Here is an 18,839-nt window from a genome sequence, read left to right on the forward strand (position 1 = left end):
CCGTGTCGAGTCGTCCATCCCTCGAGCCTGGCACCCGACCCGTCGAGACCGCATCCGCCGGGCGACGGGTCCTCCGTCGTCCGCCCGATCGACCGGCCGGACACGCCCGAGAGCCCACGTCGCGCCCCGAAGCGGACCGCTCCTCCGCCACATCCGGCGTCAGACCACCCCCGCCGCCGTCCCCGACACGATCAGGTCGGCGCGGTCGCGAGTGGCCTCGATCAGCAGCGCGTTCCGCCCGTCGACCTCGGAGGCCCAGGCGGAGGCCGCCTCGGGGGCGCGGCCGAAGGAGACGTGGCGGTCGACCAGGCGCTCGAAGCGCTCGGTCTCGGGAGTCGCGCAGAACCAGGCCTCGTCGAACTCGGCGCGCAGCAGCGCCCACGGGCCCTCGTCGACGAGGAGGTAGTTGCCCTCCAGCACGACGAGCGAGGCGGAGGGGTGCACGGCCAGCGCGCCGGCCACTCCCTCGTCGACGGTGCGCTCGAAGGTGGGCGCGTAGACGACGTGGTCGGTCTCGGCGCGCAGCCTCCGCACCAGGGCGAGGAAGCCCCAGCCGTCGAACGTGTCGAGGGCACCCTTGCGGTCGTGGCGGCCGAGCTCGTCGAGCGTGGCGTTGGCGAGGTGGAAGCCGTCCATCGGCACGAAGGCGGCGGTCCCCTCCCCCGCGAGCTCGTTCGCGCGGGCGACCACGGCCCGGGCGAGCGTGGTCTTGCCGGCCCCGGGGCTGCCGGCGATCGCGACGATCGCGCGGCGGCCCGGCGAGGTCAGCGCGAGCGCGCGCCCGGCCAACTCGTCGAGGCCGGGCCGCACCGCGTCGGGCGCGACCTCGGTCTCAGGCCTCGCCACGGCTGCTCTCCAGCGCGTTCACCAGGAAGCCGTGGGCGTGGCGGGCGAGCGCGGGGCCGTCGTTCCAGAGGTTCCGCCACACGGCCAGGTCGTTCGAGAGGGTCGGCGAGACGACGGCCGACGAGAAGGACTCGAAGGTGATGGGTCCGCGGTAGTCGATCGCGGCGAGGGCGTGGAAGAACGTCGTGAAGTCGAGGTGGCCGCTGCCGAGGTAGCCGCGGTGGTTCTCGCCGATGTGGACATACCCGAGACGATCCCCGACCAGCAGCACCGGGCGGAAGAAGTCGTCCTCCTCGATGTTCATGTGGTACGTGTCCAGGTGGATCAGGACGTTGTCGGCGCCGATGTCGTCGGCGAGGCGCAGGGCGTCCGCGGCGGTGTTGATGACGTTGGTCTCGTAGCGGTTGCAGATCTCGAGGCCGAGAGTCATGCCCTTCGTCGCAGCCTCGGCGGCGAGGTCGGTCAGCACCGAGACGACGTTCGCGCGGCCCGCGGCCGAGAGGGGCGCGCTGTACTTGCCGAGCGCGCTGTAGAGGGCGCCGGTGAAGTGGGTGCCGCCGAGCGCGTGGGTGGTCTCGAGGGAGTCGGCGAGCAGCTTCGCGCCGCGGGCCACCACCTCCGGGTCGTCGCTGGAGACGTCGGCCGAGAAGGCGAGGCCGCGCGAGCAGACGATGCCGAGGTCGTTCGCCTCGAGGGCGGCGCGGGCGGAGGCGGTGTCGAGGTTCTGCACGTCGTGCAGCGAGAGCTCCAGCAGGTCGAATCCGGCCGCCTTGGTCTGCTCGATCGTCGCGGTCACTTCGTCGGGGGTGGTGCCGCCGGCGAAGACGAGGGCGTGCACTCCGAGAGGGTTCGTGGTCATGGTGGTGCTCCTTGGTTCGAGAGGTTCAGAGGCGGCGTCGGGCCGCGGGGTCGGTGTCGAGCAGGTCCGCGAGGAACGCGTGGCCGGAGGTCGCGAGGGCGACGGGGTCGTGCCAGAGCTCGCGCCAGAGGCCCATGCCCTCGGCCGAGGCCGGGGGCTGGACGGCGGGCGAGAAGCTCTCGAGGGTGAGCGGGCCGCGGTAGCCGGAGTCGGCGAGCGCCGCCGCGAGCCCGGTCCAGTCGGTGCTCCCGGTGCCCAGCTCTCCGCGGTGGTTCTCGGAGGCGTGGAGGTAGCCGAGCAGGTCGCCGGCGTCGCGGACGGCGCTCGCGAGGTCGACCTCCTCGAGGTGGGCGTGGAAGGTGTCGAGGTGCAGGAGCACGTTCGGCGCGTCGAGCTCGCGGAGGAACGCGGCGGTCTGGGCGGCCGTGTTCAGCAGGTTGCTCTCGTAGCGGTTCACGTACTCCGCTCCGACGACGACGCCGGCGGGAGCGGCGGCCGTGGCGACCCGCCGCAGCACGTCGAGCGAGCGCGAGCGGGCAGCCATGTCGGCCGCGTGCTCGTACTTGCGCATGGCGGAGTAGGTGACTCCGCCGACGTACCGCGCGCCGATCGCCTCGGCGAACCGCACCCCCGCCAGCAGCCGCTCCTCGCCGCGGCCGGCCGTGGCCTGGTCGGTGATGTCGGAGTCGGCGTCCAGCGCGAGCGAGACGACCGCGTCGATCCCGTGCTCGTCGAGCAGGTCGGCGGTCCACGCGGAGGCGTCGGGGTCGGCGGGAGCCGGGATCTCGATCAGGTCGAAGCCGATCGAGGCGGCGGCGCCGATCGCGAGGCGCCCCGACTCCGGCGTCCAGTCGCCGACGAGCAGGCCCGCGTGGACCCCGATCGGCGACGAGCGCTCCGTGCTCCCGCGGTGCAGGAACTCGGGGTGCATCAGGCGGCCTTCGCGCCCGTGATCAGCGAGACGAGCTCGTCGCCGCTGGTCTCGGCGGTGCGGCGGCCGGCGACGGCGAGGCCCGCGCGCATCACCCACACCTGGTCGCTCAGGCGCATCACCTGGTCGAAGTTGTGGCTGATCAGCAGCACGGCCACTCCGGCGTCGCGCAGCTTGAGGATGATCTTCTCGACGCGCGCCGTCTCCTGGACGCCGAGCGCCGCGGTCGGCTCGTCCATGATCACGATCTTGCTGCCCCAGCCCGCGGCCCGGGCGATCGCGACCGCCTGGCGCTGGCCGCCCGAGAGGCGGCGGACCTTGCTGGTGACCGGCGGGACGTTCACGGCGAGGTCGCCGAGCAGCTCCTGGGCAGTCTTCTTCATCTGCGTGCGGTCGAGGAACCGCACCCCGGGCACGCCCTTGGTGAGCTCGCGGCCGAGGAAGAAGTTCTGCCACACGGTCAGGTCCTCGACCAGGGCGAGGGTCTGGTGCACCGTCTCGATGCCGCCGTCCCGCGCGCCGAGCGGAGTGGTGAAGTGCACCACGTCGCCGTCGAGGGTGATGGTGCCGGAGTCGGCGGGGTGCACCCCGGAGAGGCAGCGGACGAGGGTGGACTTGCCCGCGCCGTTGTCGCCGATCAGGGCGGTGATCTCGCCGCGGCGCATCGACATCGACGCTCCCTTGAGAGCGTGGACGCCGCCGAAGGACTTCTTGATGTCCCGCGCTTCGAGCAGGATGTCGCTGGTCATGGCTGGGCTCACTTCTTCTGGTAGCGGGTGATGAGGGCGGCGAGCACGACCACCAGGCCGACGGCGAGGGGCTGGTAGAACTGCGAGACGCCGAGCAGGGTCAGGCCATTGGTCAGCGCGGTCAGGAGGAACGCTCCGATGATCGGGCCGACGATCTTGGCCTTGCCGCCGGTGAGGCTCACTCCGCCGAGCACGACGGCCGCGATGGAGTTGAGCAGGTACTGCGTGTTGATGGCCGGCTCCGCGGCGCCGACGCGGGCGACGAGGAGGAGCGAGCCGACTCCGGCGAGGACGGCGGCGATGATGTACACCGCGATGCGCACGCGTCCGGCCTTGATGCCGTTGGCGACCGCGCTCTCCTCGTTGCCGCCGACCGCCTGCACGTGCAGGCCGAAGCGGGTGCGGAACATGACGACCCAGGCGACGACTCCGATGACCGCGGCCAGGATGATCGGGTAGCCGATGATCCCGATCGAGCCGGTGGTGAGGCGGAGCAGCTCGGGGCTGCCGACCGTGATCGGCTTGCCGTCGGAGACGATCAGCGCGAGACCGGTCGCCACCGAGAGCGTGCCCAGTGTCGCGATGAAGTCGGTGACCTTGCCCTTCGCGATCAGGAAGCCGTTGATCACTCCGATCAGCCCCGCGAAGAGCAGGGCCGCGAGCGCCGAGAGCCAGAAGCCCCAGCCGGCACTCCAGCCGATGCCGAAGCCGACCGCTCCGACGGTCATCGTCGCCGAGATCGAGAGGTCGATGCCGCCGGTGGTGATGACGAAGGACTGGCCGATCGAGAGGATGACCAGGATCGCGGCGGCGACGAGCATCGCCTTGATGTTGCCGAGGCTGAGGAACGTCGGCGTCGCGATCGAGAACACGATCACCAGGGCGACGAGCCCGATCGGTGCGGCGTTCTCGGCCCAGAAGCTGAGCTGACGGAGGTTCGCCAGCAGCGGGGAGGCGCTGGCCGGGGGTCGGGCGGTGACTGAGGTCATGGTCGCTTCCTGGGTTGCCATGGGCGGGAGGTCCTACTTGCCGGGGACGAGCGCGGCGAGCGGGTTGTCGAACTCCTCGAACGGCTGGGGGAAGGCGCCGAGGGCCTGCTCCGCGGTCTCGGAGGTCACGAGCGCGGTGGGCGACTCGATCTCGGCGGGGATCTCCTCGCCGGCGCCGACGGCCTCGCACGCCTGCACGCCGAGCTGGCCGATCGCGAAGGGGTACTGGGCGACGGTGGCGGTGAGGCCGCCGTCCTTGACGGACTGCAGCGCGTCCTCGTTGCCGTCGACGCTGACCACCTGGACGGAGCCGGTGAGGCCCGCGTTCTCGACGGCCTTGACGATGCCGAGGCCCATGTCGTCGTTCGCGGCGAAGAACGCCTTCACGTCGGGGTTCGCGGCGAGGATGTCGGTCGCCTTGGTCAGCGCGACCTCGCGCTTCCAGTCGGCCGCGGCCTCCTGGACGACGGTGAGGTCGGAGCCGATCGCGGCGGTGAAGCCGTCGACGCGGGCGGCGCTGGTGACGTCTCCCGAGACTCCGCCGATGACGGCGACCTCGGAGCCGGCGGGCAGCTGCTGCAGGAGGAAGTCGCCGGCCTTGCCGCCCGCGGCCTCGTTGTCGGTGCCGATGTAGGTGGTGACGTCGAGGTTCGCTGCCTCGACCGCGTCGGGGTCGAGCGGGCTGTCGATGTTGACGATCGTCTTGCCGGTGGCGGAGGCGAGGGCCTGCACCAGGTTCGTGCCGCTGATCGGGTTGACGATCAGGCAGCCGAAGTCCTGGCCGGCGACGGTGGTGAGCTTGTCGGCCTGGCCGGTGGTGTCGCCGATGTCGGCGGCGGCCTGCACCGAGACGTCCACGGAGTCGTCCTTCGCGGTGTCCTCGATGCCGTTCTCCATCGCCTGGAAGAAGGGGTTGTCGAGGCCCTTGATGACCGCGGCGACCTTGGTCGATCCGGAGCCGCCGGCGGCCGTGTCGCCACCCGAGGCGCAGCCGGTGAGGAGGAGTGCGAGGGCGCCGACCGGTGCGAGAACCGGGAGGAGGCGGCGTGCTGTGCGGTTCATCGTCATCCTTGAGGATCAGTGGCACCACTGCGTGCCGGTGTGTGAAAACTACCGGGGCTTTCGCGTTACCGCAATACGAAAGTCGGGGAACTTCAGGTTTCCCGTCGGCAGGCATGTACGCTGACCGTGACAAGAGGGGGAGCGATGACGGGGTACTCCACCGGCGAGGCCGGTTCGCACGTGGCCGACGTCCTCGCGCTGTTCCGCGAGCAGGGCGAGGTCTCGCGCAACGCCGTGATGGAGCAGACGGGGCTCTCCCGCTCCACCGTCAACCAGCGCCTCGCGACCCTCGTGGATCTCGGCCTGATCGCCCCCACCACCGGCGGCGAGTCGACCGGCGGGCGCCCCTCGAGCATGTTCGCGATGAACCTCGTCGGCACGGTGTTCCTCACCGCCGACATCGGGGCGAGCGGGTTCGTCGCCGCCGCCTGCGACCTGCGCGGCACCCCCCTCCGGCACGAGAGCGGCGTCGTCGACGTCTGGGAGGGACCGAACGCCGTGCTCTCGCTGGTGATCGCCGCGTTCGAGCGGCTGCAGCAGGGCGACGCGGTCGCCGGCATCGGCGTCGGAGTCCCGGGGCCGGTCGAGTTCGCCGCCGGGCGCGTGCGCAACCCGCCGATCATGACCGGCTGGGACGACTTCGACATCGCCGGCTACTTCGCCGAGCCGTACGAGGGCGTGCAGGTCGTCATCGAGAACGACGCGAACGCCCGCGCCCTCGCCGAGTCGCGCCACCACGGCTCCGACAACCTGATCAGCCTGAAGCTCGGCACCGGCATCGGCTCGGGCCTCGTCTTCAACGGAGCGACGATCCGCGGAGCCGTCGGCGCGGCCGGCGACATCGGCCACACCCGCGCGGTCACGGGCACGGTCGACGCGGATCCGCTGCCCTGCCGCTGCGGCAACGCCGGCTGCGTGGAGGCGTACGCGAGCGGCTGGGCCCTCGTCCGCGACCTCTCGGCCGACGACCCCTCGATCAAGCACGTCGCCGACGTCACGGCCCGCGTGCTCCGCGGCGACATGCGCGCGACGCAGGCCGTGCGCCAGGCCGGCCGCGTCCTCGGCGAGGCGGTCGCCGACCTCGTCAACATCCTCAACCCGCGGACCATCGTGATTTCGGGCCAGCTCGGCGACTGCGGCGAGGTGCTGATGTCGGGCCTGCGCGAGCGCGTCTACCTGCGCACCCACCCGCTCGCCACGCGGCACCTGACCATCCACACGTCGGACCTGGGCGAGCTGGCCGGCGTGATCGGCCTCGCACTGACGACCGCCGACCAGGTCTTCAGCCGCGAGCGCTTCGACCGCGAGGCGAGCGCCGAGAGCCCCCGCGCGGCGGCCGCCGCGAGCTGAGCGGGAGCGCCCTGCCGCGCCCGGCAGCGGCGGGACCGGCGTGAGCGACCCCCTCCGCCCCGCGCACTGTTACGCCCGGCGACGAAGGGTTACGCCGGGCGACGCGGGCCGGGACGGGCGGGCCCGCGGTGCTCCATCATCGTGTCCGGGACGACGCGGAGAGGCCGCGGCCGCCCGACCCGTCCGAAGGAACGCGATGATCCGGCTCGAGCAGCTCAGCAAGTCGTACGGTCCGGCGACCGTGCTCGACCGCCTCGACTTCTCGGTCGCGACCGGCGAGATCTTCGCCGTCGTCGGCCCGAGCGGTGCGGGCAAGAGCACGCTCGCCGCCTGCGTGAACCTCCTGGAACGGCCCACCTCGGGCACGGTCGTCGTCAACGGGGAGGCGCTCTCGCAGCTCTCGGAGGAGCGGCTGCGCGTCGCCCGCCGCCGCATCGGCACCGTCTTCCAGTCCGACGGACTCTTCAGCCGCCGCACGGCCGAGCAGAACGTGGCCCTTCCGCTGGAGTACCTCGGCGTCACCGCCGCCGAGACGAAGCGCCGCGTCGCGGAGCTGCTCGAGCGCGTCGGCCTCTCGGACCGCGCGCGCTACTACCCGCACCAGCTCTCCGGCGGTCAGCGCCAGCGCGTCGGCATCGCCCGCGCGCTCGCCCTCCGCCCCTCGGTGCTGCTCTCGGACGAGGCCACCTCGGGCCTCGACCCCGCCTCGACCACCGCGATCACCACGCTCCTGAAGGAGCTGCGCGACGACCTGGGCCTCTCGATCCTCTTCATCACCCACGAGATGGAGACGGTGCGCCAGGTGGCCGACTCCGTCGCCCGCCTCGACCACGGCCGCATCGTGGAGTCGGGGCGCCTCGTCGACCTGCTGCGCGACCCCGCGTCCCCGCTCGGCCTCGCCCTCAACCCGGTGCGCCCCTCCGTCGCGCCCGGCCCGGGTCTGGGCGAATGGGTGGTGGGCTACTCCCGCTCCGGAGTGCCGACCGACTGGGTCACCCGGCTCGCGGAGGCGGTCGGCCCCGTCTCGCTGCTCGGCGCGGCGATCGAGACGGTGGACGGGCAGGCGGTCGGCCACGCGACGATCGGGCTCGGCCCGGTCGACGAGGCGCGGCTCACCCGTGCGGCGGCCGAGCTCGGCCTGTCGGTCCGGCCCGCCGGCGTGCGCGTCCTCGCCGAGGAGGTGGCGGCATGATCCTCCACCTCGACAACAAGGTCCCGCTCGAGCAGATCCCCGCGCTGGTGCTGCCGGCGCTCGGCGAGACGCTGATCATGGTCGGCATCGTCATGGCGATCGTGGTGCTGGTCGGCGTGCCGCTGGGCGCTCTCGTGCACAACCTCGCTCCGGGCGGGCTGGCCGAGAACCGGGCCGCCCACCAGGTGCTCAGCGCCGTCATCAGCGTCGGCCGCTCGCTGCCGTTCCTCATCCTGATGGCGTCGATCATGCCGTTCACGCGCCTGATCACCGGCACCAACATCGGGATCGCGGCCGCCGTCGTGCCGATGTCGATCGCGGGGATCGCCTTCTTCACCCGGATCGTCGAGAACGCGCTGCGCAGCGTGCCGCTCTCGCTCACCCGCGTCGCCCGCGCCTCCGGAGCGTCGCGGCTGCAGGTGGTGCGGACCGCCCAGCTGAGCGAGGCGGTGCCGCAGATCATCGGCGGCCTGACGATCAACACGATCGCGATGATCGAGTACTCGGCGATCGCCGGCACGATCGGCGCCGGCGGCATCGGCTACGTCGCGGTGACCTACGGCTACCAGCGCTTCGACACCACCGTCATGCTCGCCACCATCGTGATCCTGGTCGCCACCGTCGCGACCGTGCAGCTCACCGGCGACGCCCTCGTCCGCGCGACCACGCCCGGCGCCTCCCGCTCGCGGCGAGCGCCGCGGGTCGCGGCCGCCGTCTAGAACCTCCACTCCTCCTCCTCCTCCTGCGCCCTCGGGCGTCCATCCCGCGCGCCCGCGCACCCCCTCTTCGAAAGGCATCGCCATGTCCACTCCCGACGACCTCGGATTCGATCTCAAGAAGAAGCGCCGCTGGCCCTGGATCGCCGGAGCGGCCGTCGTCGTCGTCGGCGTCGCCTCCGCGATCGCCGTCCCGCTCCTCTCCCCCGCCGTCTCGGCCAACGAGCAGGAGGGCGCGACGCTCTACGTCGCGACCGCCGAGGGCAACGCCTCCGAGCAGGCCCTGGTCGACTTCGTCGCGGAGGAGGTGGCGCCGCGCTACGGCATCACCGTCGCCTTCAAGGGGCTCTCGGACAGCAACACCATCAACCGCGCGGTGAGCGAGGGCGAGGTCGCGGCCACGGTGTACCAGCACAAGCTCTGGCTGGGACAGGTGCTCGAGGCCAACCCCGACTTCGAGGAGGAGGCGGCCACCCCCGTCTTCCGCTGGGGCTTCGGGCTCTGGAGCGACAAGTACTCCGATGTCTCCCAGATCCCCGACGGCGGCACGGTCTCGCTCTACTCCGACCCCGCCAACGAGGCGCAGGGCCTCTGGCTGCTGCAGAACGCCGGCCTGATCACGCTGAAGCCGGGCACGGAGCCGGGCACCGCGACCCAGGACGACATCGCCGAGAACCCGAAGAACCTGCAGTTCACGCTGCTCGACTTCGCCGCCCAGTCGCGCGCGCTGCCGGACCTCGACGCGGCCGTCGGCTACACCGAGTACTACCTCGCCGCCGGCATCCCGATCGAGCAGCAGATCTTCGCCCCGCAGGCCCCCGACGACTTCGCCGGGCAGCTCACCATCGGCTCGAAGTACCGCGACACCGAGAACGTGAAGAAGCTCGTCCAGGCCTTCCAGGACCCGGCCGTGCAGGAGTTCCTCGCCACGGACGAGACGGTGAAGGGGATCCTGCTGCCGATCGACGGCTGAACAGGGCCGGAGCGACGGGGTCGCCTGAGGAGTCGCGCGCGGCTTCTCGGGCGACTCGGCGTCTGCGGACGTAGCGTGGGCTCATGAACACGTTCACTCTCCACAACGGTGTCGAGATCCCCGCCCTCGGACTCGGCGTCTTCCAGACTCCGCCCGACGAGACCCGCGCCGCCGTCGCCGCCGCGCTCGACGCGGGGTACCGGCACATCGACACGGCGGCGGCCTACGGCAACGAGCGCGAGGTGGGCGAGGCGATCGCCGGCCGCGACGACGTCTTCCTCGAGACGAAGGTGTGGATCAGCGACTACGGCTACGACGAGACGCTGCACGCCTTCGACAAGAGCGCGGGCAAGCTCGGCGTCGAGCGGATCGACCTGCTGATCCTGCACCAGGCCCTGCCCGAGGCCTTCGACCGCACCCTCGACGCCTACCGGGCGCTCGAGCGGCTGCTCGCCGACGGGAGGGTGCGGGCGATCGGCGTGAGCAACTTCATGGTCGAGCACCTCACCCGCCTCCTCGCCGAGACCGACGTCGTCCCCGCGGTGAACCAGCTCGAGGTTCACCCGTACTTCCAGCAGCGGCGGGTCGAGCGCTTCGGCTGCGAGAACGACATCCTCACCCAGGCCTGGTCGCCGATCGGCGGCATCACCGCCTACCGCGACTCCCCGCGCCGCAGCTTCGACGACCCGGTGCTCCTCGAGCTCGGCGCCAAGTACGGGAAGACGGCCGCGCAGGTGATGCTGCGCTGGCACCTGCAGGAGGGCCGCCAGGTCATCCCCAAGTCGACCCGCCCCGAGCGCATCGCCGAGAACATCGACGTGTTCGACTTCGCGCTCTCCGGCTCGGAGCTCGCAAGGATCGACGCCCTCGAGGCCGGCGTGCGCGGCGGACCGGAGCCCGAGGCCGTGACGCTGGACGCGTACGGCCGCGACATCCCCGAGGCGTGAGGAAGGCGCCCGCGACGGGAACACCGGAGCCGTCGCGGGCGTTGCCCTCACCATGAGCGTTCCCCTCTCCATCCTCGACCTCGCCCCCATCGCCCCCGGTGAGACCGCTCGCGACAGCTTCGCCGCCTCCGTCGCCCTGGCCCAGGAGGCCGAGCGGAACGGCTACCGCCGCGTCTGGTACGCCGAGCACCACAACATGGCGAGCATCGCCTCCAGCGCGACCTCGGTGCTCATCGCGCACGTCGCCTCGCAGACCTCCACGATCCGCCTCGGCTCCGGCGGCGTCATGCTGCCGAACCACTCCCCGCTCACCATCGCCGAGCAGTTCGGCACCCTCGAGACGCTGCACCCGGGACGGATCGACCTCGGACTCGGCCGCGCCCCCGGCAGCGACCAGGCGACCTTCCGCGCGCTCCGCCGCGACCCCGACTCCTCCGAGCGCTTCCCGCAGGACGTGCTGGAGCTGCAGGCCTTCCTCGCCGGCGAGTCCCGCATCCCCGGAGTGAGCGCGACGCCCGGTGCCGGCACCCGCGTCCCCCTCTACATCCTCGGCTCCTCGCTCTTCGGCGCGCAGCTGGCCGCCGCGCTGGGCCTGCCGTACGCGTTCGCCTCGCACTTCGCTCCGGACGCGCTCCACCAGGCCGTCGCGGAGTACCGGCGCGGCTTCCGCCCCTCCGAGCAGCTCGACGCCCCCTACGTGATCGCCGGGATGAACGCCATCGCCGCCGACACCGAGGAGGACGCGCAGGAGCAGTTCGCGCAGATGAAGCGCGCCCGCCTGATGATGCTGCTGCGCCAGAGCGGGCAGATCCCCGTCGGCCAGACCTTCGACGACGAGGAGCTCGACGCCCTGCTCAGCGCGCCGATCGGCGCCCACGTCGCGAGCATGACCACCTACACCGGTGTCGGCACCGGCGACCAGGTGGCCGACTACGCCGCCGACTTCGCCCGCTCCGCCGACGCCGACGAGGTCATCGTCGCTCACGCGTCGCTGCAGACGGAGGCGCGCCTGCGCTCGGTCGCGCTCCTCGCGCAGTCGAACGCGCGCGTCGCCGCCTGACGGGCGGCCGAGTCCGTCGACGCCGCCGCACGGGCCCCGTGCGCGACCGGGGCCGCGCATCGGCGGGCGTGCGGCGCGCATCGGCGGACTCCTGTGAAAGTGAGCCTCTAACGGGGGCCACCTCACAGGGAGTAACCCCGGGAGGAGCGCGTCCGCGGTGCCAGGCTGAGCCCTGTGTCGACGATGACGGGCAAGCGGCGTGAGCCCGGGGACGGCCCTGCGCGGTCAGCGGCCCTGCTGCTGCGGGTCTGCGCGGGCGACCGGACCGCCTTCCGGCAGCTCTACTCGCTCACCGCGGGCCGGGTCGTCTCCGTCGCGGACGCCGTGCTCGACGACCGCGCCGCAACCGAGGAGGTCGCGCAGGAGGTCTACCTCGAGCTCTGGCGCACCGCGCGCTCGCTCGACCCGGGCCGTCCCGTGCTCGCCTTCCTGGCCCAGGTCGCGCACCGCCGTGCCGTGGACCGCGCCCGGGCGGACCGGTCGGCGCGGCGCCGGGAGCTGCAGTACACGGTCCTCGACCGGCCCCGCGATCACGAGTGGGAGCGCTCGGACGTCCGGCTGGCCCTGGCGCCCGCGGCCGGCGCGATCCGGCAGCTCGCCGCCATCCACCACGACGTCCTCTACCTCGCCTACGTCCGCGGGTACAGCCACTCCGAGATCGCGGAGGAGCTGTCGATCCCGCTCGGCACCGTCAAGACCCGGCTGCGCGACACCCTCATCCGCCTGCACACGCACCTGCAGTCCGCCGGCCCGGCGGATCCGGACGGCGGACCGGGACGGCGCATCCGGCACTGACCGGTGGCGCGAACGCCTCTGCGCCACCGGGGTCGCACGCTTCAGGACCGTGTCCGGCCCGCTCAGCCCGCCTGCGTCGCGCCCGAGACCGCGAGCCCGACGATCACCGTCAGTACCGTCGTCCACAGTGCGATCGCGACGCCCTGCCAGAGCAGGATCCGCCCGCGGCCGACTCCGGCGCCCGCCAGCATCACCGCGGTGAAGTGCGTCGGGAGCAGCAGCGGCCCCAGCAGGCTCACGCCCGGGACGCCGTAGCGGGTGAAGGCCCGCTGGAACTTCTCGCGCCGCGGAGTCGTCCGCTTCGCCTCCGAGCGGCCCGTGATCGCCGAGCGGACGCCGGTGCCCAGCAGCACGAGCAGCGCCACGCAGACGAAGTTGCCGATCGCCCCGGCGAGCCCGGCGACGACCGGGTGGATGCCGCCGATGATCCCGATGCTCGCCGCTCCCTCGCCCTCGATGAAGGGGACGGCCCCGGCCGCGGCGACGACGAGGGGCTGCACGAGCTCGGGAACGCGGCCGATCAGGTCCTGGAATCCGAGGATCGCGTCGCTGATGATCGTCATGGTCGTGCCTTCCGGTACGTGGCCCCGGCTCTCGGGACTCCTCCATCCGACCGTGTCCGCGCCCGCTGCGGCAGTGCCGCCGGGTCACCGCGTCCCGGGAGGATCGACGGCCCGAGGGGTGACAAGTGTCATGGTCGTAGCCTGGGCCGCATGGTGAACTCGACCGAGGCGGATCCGCCCGTGCGCGCGGGCCGCGGCGTCGCCGTGACCTGGTGGTACACGCTCGCGTCGGCCGCCTCCTTCGTGGTGATCGTCCTGGCCGTCTGGTCCGTGGCGGTGCTGAGCGCCGAGGCCGAGGAGTGGCGGAAGGGCGCCTACTTCCTGGGTGCGGCCGCCTGGGTCGCGGTGTTCTCGCCGACCGCGCTCGTGTACCGGCGCGCCGACCGCGAGGGCCCGGTGCGCCTCCGGGCTGCGCCGACCCTGGTCTTCTGCCTCGGAGTGGCGGCCGCCGCGCTCACCGGCACGGCCGCCGGGAGCCTCGCGCTCGGGCTCTCGCTCGCCGCGACCCTGGTCGCCGTGCTGCCCTGGCAGAGCGGCGTGCGGCTCCGGGTGATGGTGCTCTGCACGATCGTCCTCGCGGTCGCGGCGGTGCTCGAGCAGACGCGCGCGGCGCCGGACGCGTCGGCCGCGCTCTCGACCCTCCTGCTGTTCGCGACGCTGCTGCCCCTGACGGTCGTCAGCGCGCTGTGGTGGTGGGACATCGTCCGCGAGCTCGACCGGGCGCGCGCCGCCGAGGGCCGTCTCGCCGCCGCGCAGGAGCGCCTGCTGCTCGCCGGCGACGTGCACGACCTCCAGGGCCACCACCTCCAGGTGATCGCGCTGCAGCTCGAGCTCGCCGAGCGCGTCCTCGGCAGCGACCCGGAGGCCGCTCTCGAGCAGCTGCGCGCCGCACAGCGCTCGGTCGACGGCGCCCGCACCGGCACCCGCGAGCTCGCCACGCGCTTCCGCAGCGTCCCGCTCGTCGACGAGCTGGCCAACGCCGCCGACCTGCTCCGCTCGGCCGGGCTCCGCGTCGAGCTCGAGGTCGACCCGGCGGCGTCCCACGCGCCGGCGGAGACGCTCGGGCCGGTGGTCCGCGAGACGACGACGAACATCCTCAAGCACGGCGGCGGCTCCAGCGCGCGGCTGCGGCTCGCGCGGGAGCAGGACGAGTGGCGGTTCGAGGCGGTGAACGACCTGGCACCGGACGCGGAGGAGGCGGACGGGACCGGCTCGGGCGTCCTCGGCATGGCGGAGCGGGTCGAGCGGGCAGGGGGGACGCTGCGCGCCGCGGCGGTCCGCCGCTCCTTCGAGCTGGACGCGCGCCTGCCGGTGGGGAGCGACTCGTGATCCGGGTGCTGATCGCCGACGACGAGGACATGATCCGCACGGCTCTGGCCGCGCTCCTCCGCCTCGAGGAGGACCTCGAGATCGTGGGCGAGTGCCGCGACGGCGAGCAGGCGGTCGCGGAGGCGCTGCGCCTGCAGCCCGACGTGTGCCTGTTCGACGTCGAGATGCCCGGGCTCGACGGGATCGAGGCGGCGGAGCGGCTGCGCCGGGTCTCCGCGACGCGGGTCGTGGTCGTCACCCGGCACGCGCGGCCGGGGGTCCTGCGGCGAGCGCTCGGAGCGGGCGTCAGCGGCTTCCTGCCGAAGTCGCGCCGGGTCGAGGACGTCGCCGAGGTGATCCGCCAGGTCGCGAGCGGACGCCGCTACGTCGATCCGGAGATCGCCGCCGACGCCCTGGCGAGCACGCGCAGCCCGCTGACCGACCGCGAGCTCGACGTGCTCAGCGCCGGCTCCCGCGGCGAGACGATCGGCGAGATCGGCGCGGCGCTGCACCTCTCCTCCGGCACCGTCCGCAACCACGTCTCGTCGATCCTGCGCAAGCTCGACGTCGACACCCGCCAGCGCGCGGTGATCGAGGCCCGCGAGCGCGGCTGGATCTGAGCGCACGGCGCCGCAACGGCAGCCACTACGCAGGCGTCGTCGCACTCACACACGAGTGCGACGACTTCTGCGTTCTCGCGAGCGCCGCCGGGTCAGGCCGTCGGCGTCCAGATCCGCATCGTCGACGGTCCGCGGTTCGCCCAGCGGTGGTACGGCCGGAACTCCGCCTCGAAGCGGCGCCCCTCCTCCATCGGCACGGAGCCGTAGGGCCAACCGGGAGCCGCCTCGCGCGCCACGAGGGACACGCGCGCTCCCTCCGCCGTCACGACGGGCGGCACCGAGGCGTCGACCGCGATGTGCTCGGTGTCCAGGCCCTCGGGCAGGTCGAGCGACTCGATCGCCAGCACGAACGGCCCGCGCTCGAGGGCGACCTGGCCGCGCACCGCGTCGATCCGGGGGTGCGGGGCGACGAAGCGGGCCGACATCGGCAGCGAGAGCCGCACGGTGTCGCCGGCGGAGAACGCCCGGCGGACGGTGACGGTCGGCGTCGAGACCGGCTCGCCGTCGAGCAGCGCCGAGCCCCGCGCGAACGGCGGCACCCGCAGCGTCAGCGCGAACTCCGCGTCCTCGAGGATCCGCACGACGATCTCGCCGTCTGCCGGGTACTCCGTCTCGACGCGCAGCGCGACGCCTCCGGTGCGCACCTCGTACGCGCCGTACTGGTGGAGCTGCACCCCGTCGTCGGTGGCGGTCGCGAAGCCGAGCTCGACGCTCGCGAGGGTGCGGGCGGTGTTGGTCGGGCAGCACGAGACCCAGAACCACGGCGCGCGGAGGCTGGACTGCGCGCGGTCGGTCTCGCGCGACTCGTCCGGCGCCACTCCGTCGACGCGCTGCTGCAGCGTGTTCGTGTAGAAGAAGGCGCGGCCGTCGTCGCGGGTGGCGGGGAGCACCGCGTTCAGCAGCGTCCGCTCCATCAGGTCCGCGTAGCGGTGCTCGTTCGAGCCGAGCAGGAGCCGCCAGCTGAGCATCGTGGAGCCGATCGCCGCGCAGGTCTCGGCATAGGCGCGGTCCGGCGGCAGCTCGTAGTCGGCGCCGAACGCCTCGTCCTGGTGGTGCGAGCCCATCCCGCCCGTGACGTAGGTGCGCCGCTCGACGGTCGCCTCCCACTGGCGGCGGACCGCCTCCTCCAGCTCGGCGTCGCCGGTCTCGACCGCGACATCGAGAGCCCCGGAGGCGAGGTAGAGGGCCCGCACCGCGTGGCCGCGCAGCACCTCCGCGTCGCGCACGGGCACGTCGTCCTGGAAGTACTCGGCGCCGAACGCGATCGGCTTCAGCGTCCCCGTCCCGCGCCGCTCCACGAAGAGGCGGGCCAGCTCGAGGTAGCGCTCCTCCCCCGTCGCCCGCGCCAGCTCGGCGAGCGCCGGCTCGATCTCGGGGTGGCCGCACACGGCGACCCTCCGCTCGGGCCCGAACTCGCGGTGCACGTGGTCGGCCAGCCGTCGGGCGACCTGCGGCAGGAGGTCGTCGTGCCCGGTGCGGAGCCGCGCCACGGCGGCCTGGATCAGGTGCCCGAAGCTGTACAGCTCGTGGCCCCACTCCAGGTCGGAGTAGCGCGCACGCTGGCCGGGCCGGCCGAAGCTCGTGTGCAGGTAGCCGTCCGGGTGCTGGGCGGAGGCGACCCGCGAGACGAGGTCATCGTACCGCTCCTGCAGCCCGGCGTCGTCGCTCCGGCCGAGCTCCCAGGCCATGGCCTCGAGGAGCTTGTAGACCTCGGAGTCCACGAACTCGATGCCCGCGTGCGCGTCGCCGCCCTCGGCGGACGAGATCGAGCCGTCGGCCGCACGGTCGAAGTTGCCGGCCCAGCCGACGCGCTCGATCCACGAGCGGCAGTGCTCGATGACGGCGGAGGAGTTGAGGTCCTGGTAGTGCTTCCAGAAGCCGCCGGTGAGGCGGATCTCGTCCTGGCGCAGCGGCCGGAGCGCGCTCCGCGAGGGGGCGACCGGGCCGCCGAGGGCGGTGGCGGTGGGGGCGGTGAGGGTCACGGTGTCTCCTTGGAGGGACGGGTCAGTCCTTGACGGCGCCGGCGGTGACTCCCGCCGAGACGTACCGCTGGGCGACGACGAGGAGGACGGCGGCCGGGAGCGAGGCGACCACGGCGGTCGCCATGATCGAGTTCCACTCCTGGTTGTTGTTGCCGATGTACTTGTAGATGCCGAGGGTGATCGGCTGGAGCTTCCCTCCGCTGTCGAGCGTCGAGGCGAAGATGAAGTCCGACCAGGCCCAGAGGAACGCGAACAGCGAGACGGTGACCACGGAGTTGCGGCTGATCGGCATGATCACCGAGGTGAAGGTGCGCCAGGCGCTCGCTCCGTCCATCCGCGCCGCCTGGGTGAGCTCGTCGGGGATCCCCGACATGAAGGCCGTGAAGATCAGCACGCCGAACGGCACCGCGATGGTGGAGTCGGCCACGATCAGGCCCGGGATCGAGTTGAGCAGTCCCAGGTTGAGGTAGATGGCGTAGAAGCCCATCGCCATGATGATCGCCGGGATCATCTGCGCGATCAGCAGCACGAACGAGAGGGCCTGCCCGCCGCGGGGCCGCAGCTTCGCCAGCGAGTAGGCGGCGGGAGCGGCGATCGCCACGGTCAGCAGCACCGTGCCGAGGCCGACGACGAGGCTGGTGCCCAGGTAGGGCAGCTGCTCGCTCAGCACCGCCTGGTAGCCGGTGAACGTGGGCGAGAACGGGAACCAGTCCGGCGGATCCTTCCGCATCGAGCCGGTCGGAGTGAGGGAGACGTTGATCATCCAGTAGACGGGGAACAGCATGACCGCCGTGAGGGCGATCCCGACCACCGTCAGGTACCAGGGGCGTCGGGCGGTCACGAGTCGGCCTGCTTCCGCTGGACGCGGATGTACACGAGGCCGAAGACGAGGGCCAGGATGATCAGCAGGTTGCCGACGGCCGCGGCCGGTCCGAAGTCGGGCAGCATCGAGCCGAAGCCGAGCTGGTACGTCCAGGTGGCGAGAGTGGTCGAGGAGTCGGCGGGGCCGCCCTTCGTCATGATCCAGATGATGTCGAACACCTTCAGCGTGTAGACGAGGCCGAGCAGGATCGTGATCGCCGACACCGGGCGCAGCAGCGGCAGCGTGATCCGCCAGAACTGCTGGGCGCCGGTCGCGCCGTCGAGCGAGGCCGCTTCGTAGAGGTCCTGCGAGATGTTCTGCAGGCCGGAGTAGAGGATCACCAGGTTGAACGGGATGCCGATCCAGATGTTCGCGATCAGGACCGCGATCAGCGAGGTGGTCGGCGAGGTGAGCCAGTTGATCTGGCCGATCCCGAACGACTCCAGGAACGCGTTCACGATGCCGGAGTCGCTGTTGAGCATCCACGACCAGGTCGAGGCCGAGACGATCAGCGGCAGGAGCCACGGCACCAGGAACAGCGCCCGGAGCGTGCTCGCCAGGGGGAAGCGGCGGTAGAAGAACACGGCGAGCGCCAGCCCCAGCGTGAACTGGAAGAGGAGCGAGACGCCGGTGAAGACCGCCGTGTGCAGCAGCGCCGGGCCGAAGGTCGCGTCCTGGAACACCTGGACGTAGTTGTCGAACCAGACGAAGGGCGCGTTCCCCTGCACGAACGAGCGGACCGTGTAGTCCTTCAGGCTCAGCTCGAGGTTGCGGTAGAGCGGGAACGCGTAGAAGACGAGCAGGTAGGCGACGAGCGGGGCGAGGAACGCCCACGCGACCAGGCGGCCGCCTTCGGGTCGCCAGCGGCGCCGACGGCTCTCGGCGGCCGGGGCGGGCGGGGCCGGCGGCTCGGTGCCGCGCCGCAGAAGGCGGGCGGTCTCGGTGGCAGTGGTCATGGTCTCTCCCGTCCCCCCGGCCGGTGCGCGGAGCACCGGCCGGGGGGACCTCGTTCGGGGAGCGGGAGCCCCCGGTCGT

Annotated in this window: 19 protein-coding genes; 9 read left to right on the forward strand and 10 right to left on the reverse strand. The window is 72.4% G+C overall.

The features are described 5' to 3' along the window. Nucleotides 1-159: 159 nt before the first annotated feature. From C5C63_RS03500 to C5C63_RS03525, 6 genes are read right to left on the reverse strand one after another with little or no spacing between them, the layout of a single operon-like run. Nucleotides 160-846, reverse strand: coding sequence for a nucleoside/nucleotide kinase family protein (locus C5C63_RS03500; RefSeq protein ID WP_208543338.1), 687 nt, complete (start codon nucleotides 844-846; stop codon nucleotides 160-162). Next, the gene (locus C5C63_RS03505; RefSeq protein ID WP_104222717.1) at nucleotides 833-1,705 is read right to left on the reverse strand and encodes a sugar phosphate isomerase/epimerase; all 873 of its coding nucleotides are present in this window, start codon (nucleotides 1,703-1,705) and stop codon (nucleotides 833-835) included. The genes C5C63_RS03500 and C5C63_RS03505 overlap by 14 nt, the downstream gene beginning before the upstream one ends. 25 nt (nucleotides 1,706-1,730) lie before the next feature. Then, nucleotides 1,731-2,636 (reverse strand): sugar phosphate isomerase/epimerase, encoded by a 906-nt coding sequence (locus tag C5C63_RS03510; RefSeq protein WP_104257779.1) that lies wholly within the window; start codon nucleotides 2,634-2,636, stop codon nucleotides 1,731-1,733. After that, complete coding sequence (locus C5C63_RS03515; RefSeq protein WP_104222715.1) at nucleotides 2,636-3,385, reverse strand: ATP-binding cassette domain-containing protein; 750 nt, start codon at nucleotides 3,383-3,385, stop codon at nucleotides 2,636-2,638. Before C5C63_RS03515 ends, C5C63_RS03510 begins: the two co-directional genes overlap by 1 nt. Before the next feature lie 8 nt (nucleotides 3,386-3,393). After that, complete coding sequence (locus C5C63_RS03520; RefSeq protein WP_104222714.1) at nucleotides 3,394-4,374, reverse strand: ABC transporter permease; 981 nt, start codon at nucleotides 4,372-4,374, stop codon at nucleotides 3,394-3,396. A gap of 33 nt (nucleotides 4,375-4,407) precedes the next feature. Beyond that, complete coding sequence (locus C5C63_RS03525) at nucleotides 4,408-5,436, reverse strand: substrate-binding domain-containing protein (protein WP_104257780.1); 1,029 nt, start codon at nucleotides 5,434-5,436, stop codon at nucleotides 4,408-4,410. 144 nt (nucleotides 5,437-5,580) lie between these two features. Here C5C63_RS03525 and C5C63_RS03530 point away from each other — a divergent pair, with 144 nt between their 5' ends. The 7 genes from C5C63_RS03530 to C5C63_RS03560 all read left to right on the forward strand — a co-directional run bounded on the left by C5C63_RS03530 (nucleotide 5,581) and on the right by C5C63_RS03560 (nucleotide 12,469). After that, the gene (locus tag C5C63_RS03530) at nucleotides 5,581-6,786 is read left to right on the forward strand and encodes an ROK family transcriptional regulator (RefSeq protein WP_104325492.1); all 1,206 of its coding nucleotides are present in this window, start codon (nucleotides 5,581-5,583) and stop codon (nucleotides 6,784-6,786) included. A gap of 196 nt (nucleotides 6,787-6,982) precedes the next feature. Beyond that, nucleotides 6,983-7,978: a methionine ABC transporter ATP-binding protein gene (locus C5C63_RS03535; RefSeq protein ID WP_104222709.1), complete on the forward strand. Its 996-nt coding sequence runs from the start codon at nucleotides 6,983-6,985 to the stop codon at nucleotides 7,976-7,978. Continuing rightward, nucleotides 7,975-8,697: a methionine ABC transporter permease gene (locus tag C5C63_RS03540; protein WP_104222708.1), complete on the forward strand. Its 723-nt coding sequence runs from the start codon at nucleotides 7,975-7,977 to the stop codon at nucleotides 8,695-8,697. Before C5C63_RS03535 ends, C5C63_RS03540 begins: the two co-directional genes overlap by 4 nt. 82 nt (nucleotides 8,698-8,779) lie before the next feature. Next, the gene (locus C5C63_RS03545; protein ID WP_104225807.1) at nucleotides 8,780-9,667 is read left to right on the forward strand and encodes a MetQ/NlpA family ABC transporter substrate-binding protein; all 888 of its coding nucleotides are present in this window, start codon (nucleotides 8,780-8,782) and stop codon (nucleotides 9,665-9,667) included. Nucleotides 9,668-9,750: 83 nt separating this feature from the next. Then, on the forward strand, nucleotides 9,751-10,614 hold the full coding sequence (locus tag C5C63_RS03550; protein ID WP_104325493.1) for an aldo/keto reductase: 864 nt from the start codon (nucleotides 9,751-9,753) through the stop codon (nucleotides 10,612-10,614). Nucleotides 10,615-10,666: 52 nt separating this feature from the next. Further along, nucleotides 10,667-11,674: an LLM class flavin-dependent oxidoreductase gene (locus C5C63_RS03555; RefSeq protein WP_104232972.1), complete on the forward strand. Its 1,008-nt coding sequence runs from the start codon at nucleotides 10,667-10,669 to the stop codon at nucleotides 11,672-11,674. Nucleotides 11,675-11,857: 183 nt separating this feature from the next. Then, a complete protein-coding gene (locus tag C5C63_RS03560; protein ID WP_258065380.1) occupies nucleotides 11,858-12,469 on the forward strand; it encodes a sigma-70 family RNA polymerase sigma factor in 612 nt (203 codons plus the stop codon). Between the two features lie 62 nt (nucleotides 12,470-12,531). Here the strand turns inward: C5C63_RS03560 and C5C63_RS03565 are convergent, their stop codons facing one another. After that, nucleotides 12,532-13,032: a small multidrug efflux protein gene (locus C5C63_RS03565; protein WP_104225805.1), complete on the reverse strand. Its 501-nt coding sequence runs from the start codon at nucleotides 13,030-13,032 to the stop codon at nucleotides 12,532-12,534. Nucleotides 13,033-13,182: 150 nt separating this feature from the next. Between C5C63_RS03565 and C5C63_RS03570 the strand changes: the two genes are divergently transcribed. Both C5C63_RS03570 and C5C63_RS03575 read left to right on the forward strand, forming a co-directional pair. Further along, nucleotides 13,183-14,361, forward strand: a complete 1,179-nt coding sequence (locus C5C63_RS03570) for a sensor histidine kinase (RefSeq protein WP_104325495.1) — start codon at nucleotides 13,183-13,185, stop codon at nucleotides 14,359-14,361. Further along, entirely contained in the window at nucleotides 14,358-14,960 is a 603-nt protein-coding gene (locus C5C63_RS03575) for a response regulator transcription factor (RefSeq protein WP_104222701.1), read from the forward strand. The genes C5C63_RS03570 and C5C63_RS03575 overlap by 4 nt, the downstream gene beginning before the upstream one ends. A 92-nt stretch (nucleotides 14,961-15,052) precedes the next feature. On the opposite strand, the gene C5C63_RS03580 is transcribed toward C5C63_RS03575, so the two are convergent. The 3 genes from C5C63_RS03580 to C5C63_RS03590 are packed head-to-tail and all read right to left on the reverse strand — an operon-like array spanning nucleotide 15,053 to nucleotide 18,760. Next, nucleotides 15,053-16,942: a glycoside hydrolase family 127 protein gene (locus tag C5C63_RS03580; protein ID WP_104325496.1), complete on the reverse strand. Its 1,890-nt coding sequence runs from the start codon at nucleotides 16,940-16,942 to the stop codon at nucleotides 15,053-15,055. A 22-nt stretch (nucleotides 16,943-16,964) separates the two neighbouring features. Then, complete coding sequence (locus tag C5C63_RS03585) at nucleotides 16,965-17,783, reverse strand: carbohydrate ABC transporter permease (protein WP_104222699.1); 819 nt, start codon at nucleotides 17,781-17,783, stop codon at nucleotides 16,965-16,967. Then, nucleotides 17,780-18,760, reverse strand: coding sequence for a carbohydrate ABC transporter permease (locus C5C63_RS03590; RefSeq protein ID WP_104225802.1), 981 nt, complete (start codon nucleotides 18,758-18,760; stop codon nucleotides 17,780-17,782). Before C5C63_RS03590 ends, C5C63_RS03585 begins: the two co-directional genes overlap by 4 nt. Between the last annotated feature and the right edge of the window lie 79 nt (nucleotides 18,761-18,839).

Origin of the sequence: Rathayibacter sp. AY1B8 (assembly GCF_002932775.1) — a bacterium.
Classification (GTDB): domain Bacteria; phylum Actinomycetota; class Actinomycetes; order Actinomycetales; family Microbacteriaceae; genus Rathayibacter.

What these genes read in the sequence shown, in the direction of transcription:
- C5C63_RS03505 (WP_104222717.1), bottom strand. Translation starts at nt 1,705, where the DNA reads ATGACCACGAACCCTCTCGGAGTGCACGCCCTCGTCTTCGCCGGCGGC.
- C5C63_RS03525 (WP_104257780.1), bottom strand. Translation starts at nt 5,436, where the DNA reads ATGAACCGCACAGCACGCCGCCTCCTCCCGGTTCTCGCACCGGTCGGC.
- C5C63_RS03510 (WP_104257779.1), bottom strand. Translation starts at nt 2,636, where the DNA reads ATGCACCCCGAGTTCCTGCACCGCGGGAGCACGGAGCGCTCGTCGCCG.
- C5C63_RS03560 (WP_258065380.1), top strand. Translation starts at nt 11,858, where the DNA reads ATGACGGGCAAGCGGCGTGAGCCCGGGGACGGCCCTGCGCGGTCAGCG.
- C5C63_RS03520 (WP_104222714.1), bottom strand. Translation starts at nt 4,374, where the DNA reads ATGACCTCAGTCACCGCCCGACCCCCGGCCAGCGCCTCCCCGCTGCTG.
- C5C63_RS03565 (WP_104225805.1), bottom strand. Translation starts at nt 13,032, where the DNA reads ATGACGATCATCAGCGACGCGATCCTCGGATTCCAGGACCTGATCGGC.
- C5C63_RS03535 (WP_104222709.1), top strand. Translation starts at nt 6,983, where the DNA reads ATGATCCGGCTCGAGCAGCTCAGCAAGTCGTACGGTCCGGCGACCGTG.
- C5C63_RS03590 (WP_104225802.1), bottom strand. Translation starts at nt 18,760, where the DNA reads ATGACCACTGCCACCGAGACCGCCCGCCTTCTGCGGCGCGGCACCGAG.
- C5C63_RS03540 (WP_104222708.1), top strand. Translation starts at nt 7,975, where the DNA reads ATGATCCTCCACCTCGACAACAAGGTCCCGCTCGAGCAGATCCCCGCG.
- C5C63_RS03545 (WP_104225807.1), top strand. Translation starts at nt 8,780, where the DNA reads ATGTCCACTCCCGACGACCTCGGATTCGATCTCAAGAAGAAGCGCCGC.
- C5C63_RS03550 (WP_104325493.1), top strand. Translation starts at nt 9,751, where the DNA reads ATGAACACGTTCACTCTCCACAACGGTGTCGAGATCCCCGCCCTCGGA.
- C5C63_RS03570 (WP_104325495.1), top strand. Translation starts at nt 13,183, where the DNA reads ATGGTGAACTCGACCGAGGCGGATCCGCCCGTGCGCGCGGGCCGCGGC.
- C5C63_RS03530 (WP_104325492.1), top strand. Translation starts at nt 5,581, where the DNA reads ATGACGGGGTACTCCACCGGCGAGGCCGGTTCGCACGTGGCCGACGTC.
- C5C63_RS03515 (WP_104222715.1), bottom strand. Translation starts at nt 3,385, where the DNA reads ATGACCAGCGACATCCTGCTCGAAGCGCGGGACATCAAGAAGTCCTTC.
- C5C63_RS03555 (WP_104232972.1), top strand. Translation starts at nt 10,667, where the DNA reads ATGAGCGTTCCCCTCTCCATCCTCGACCTCGCCCCCATCGCCCCCGGT.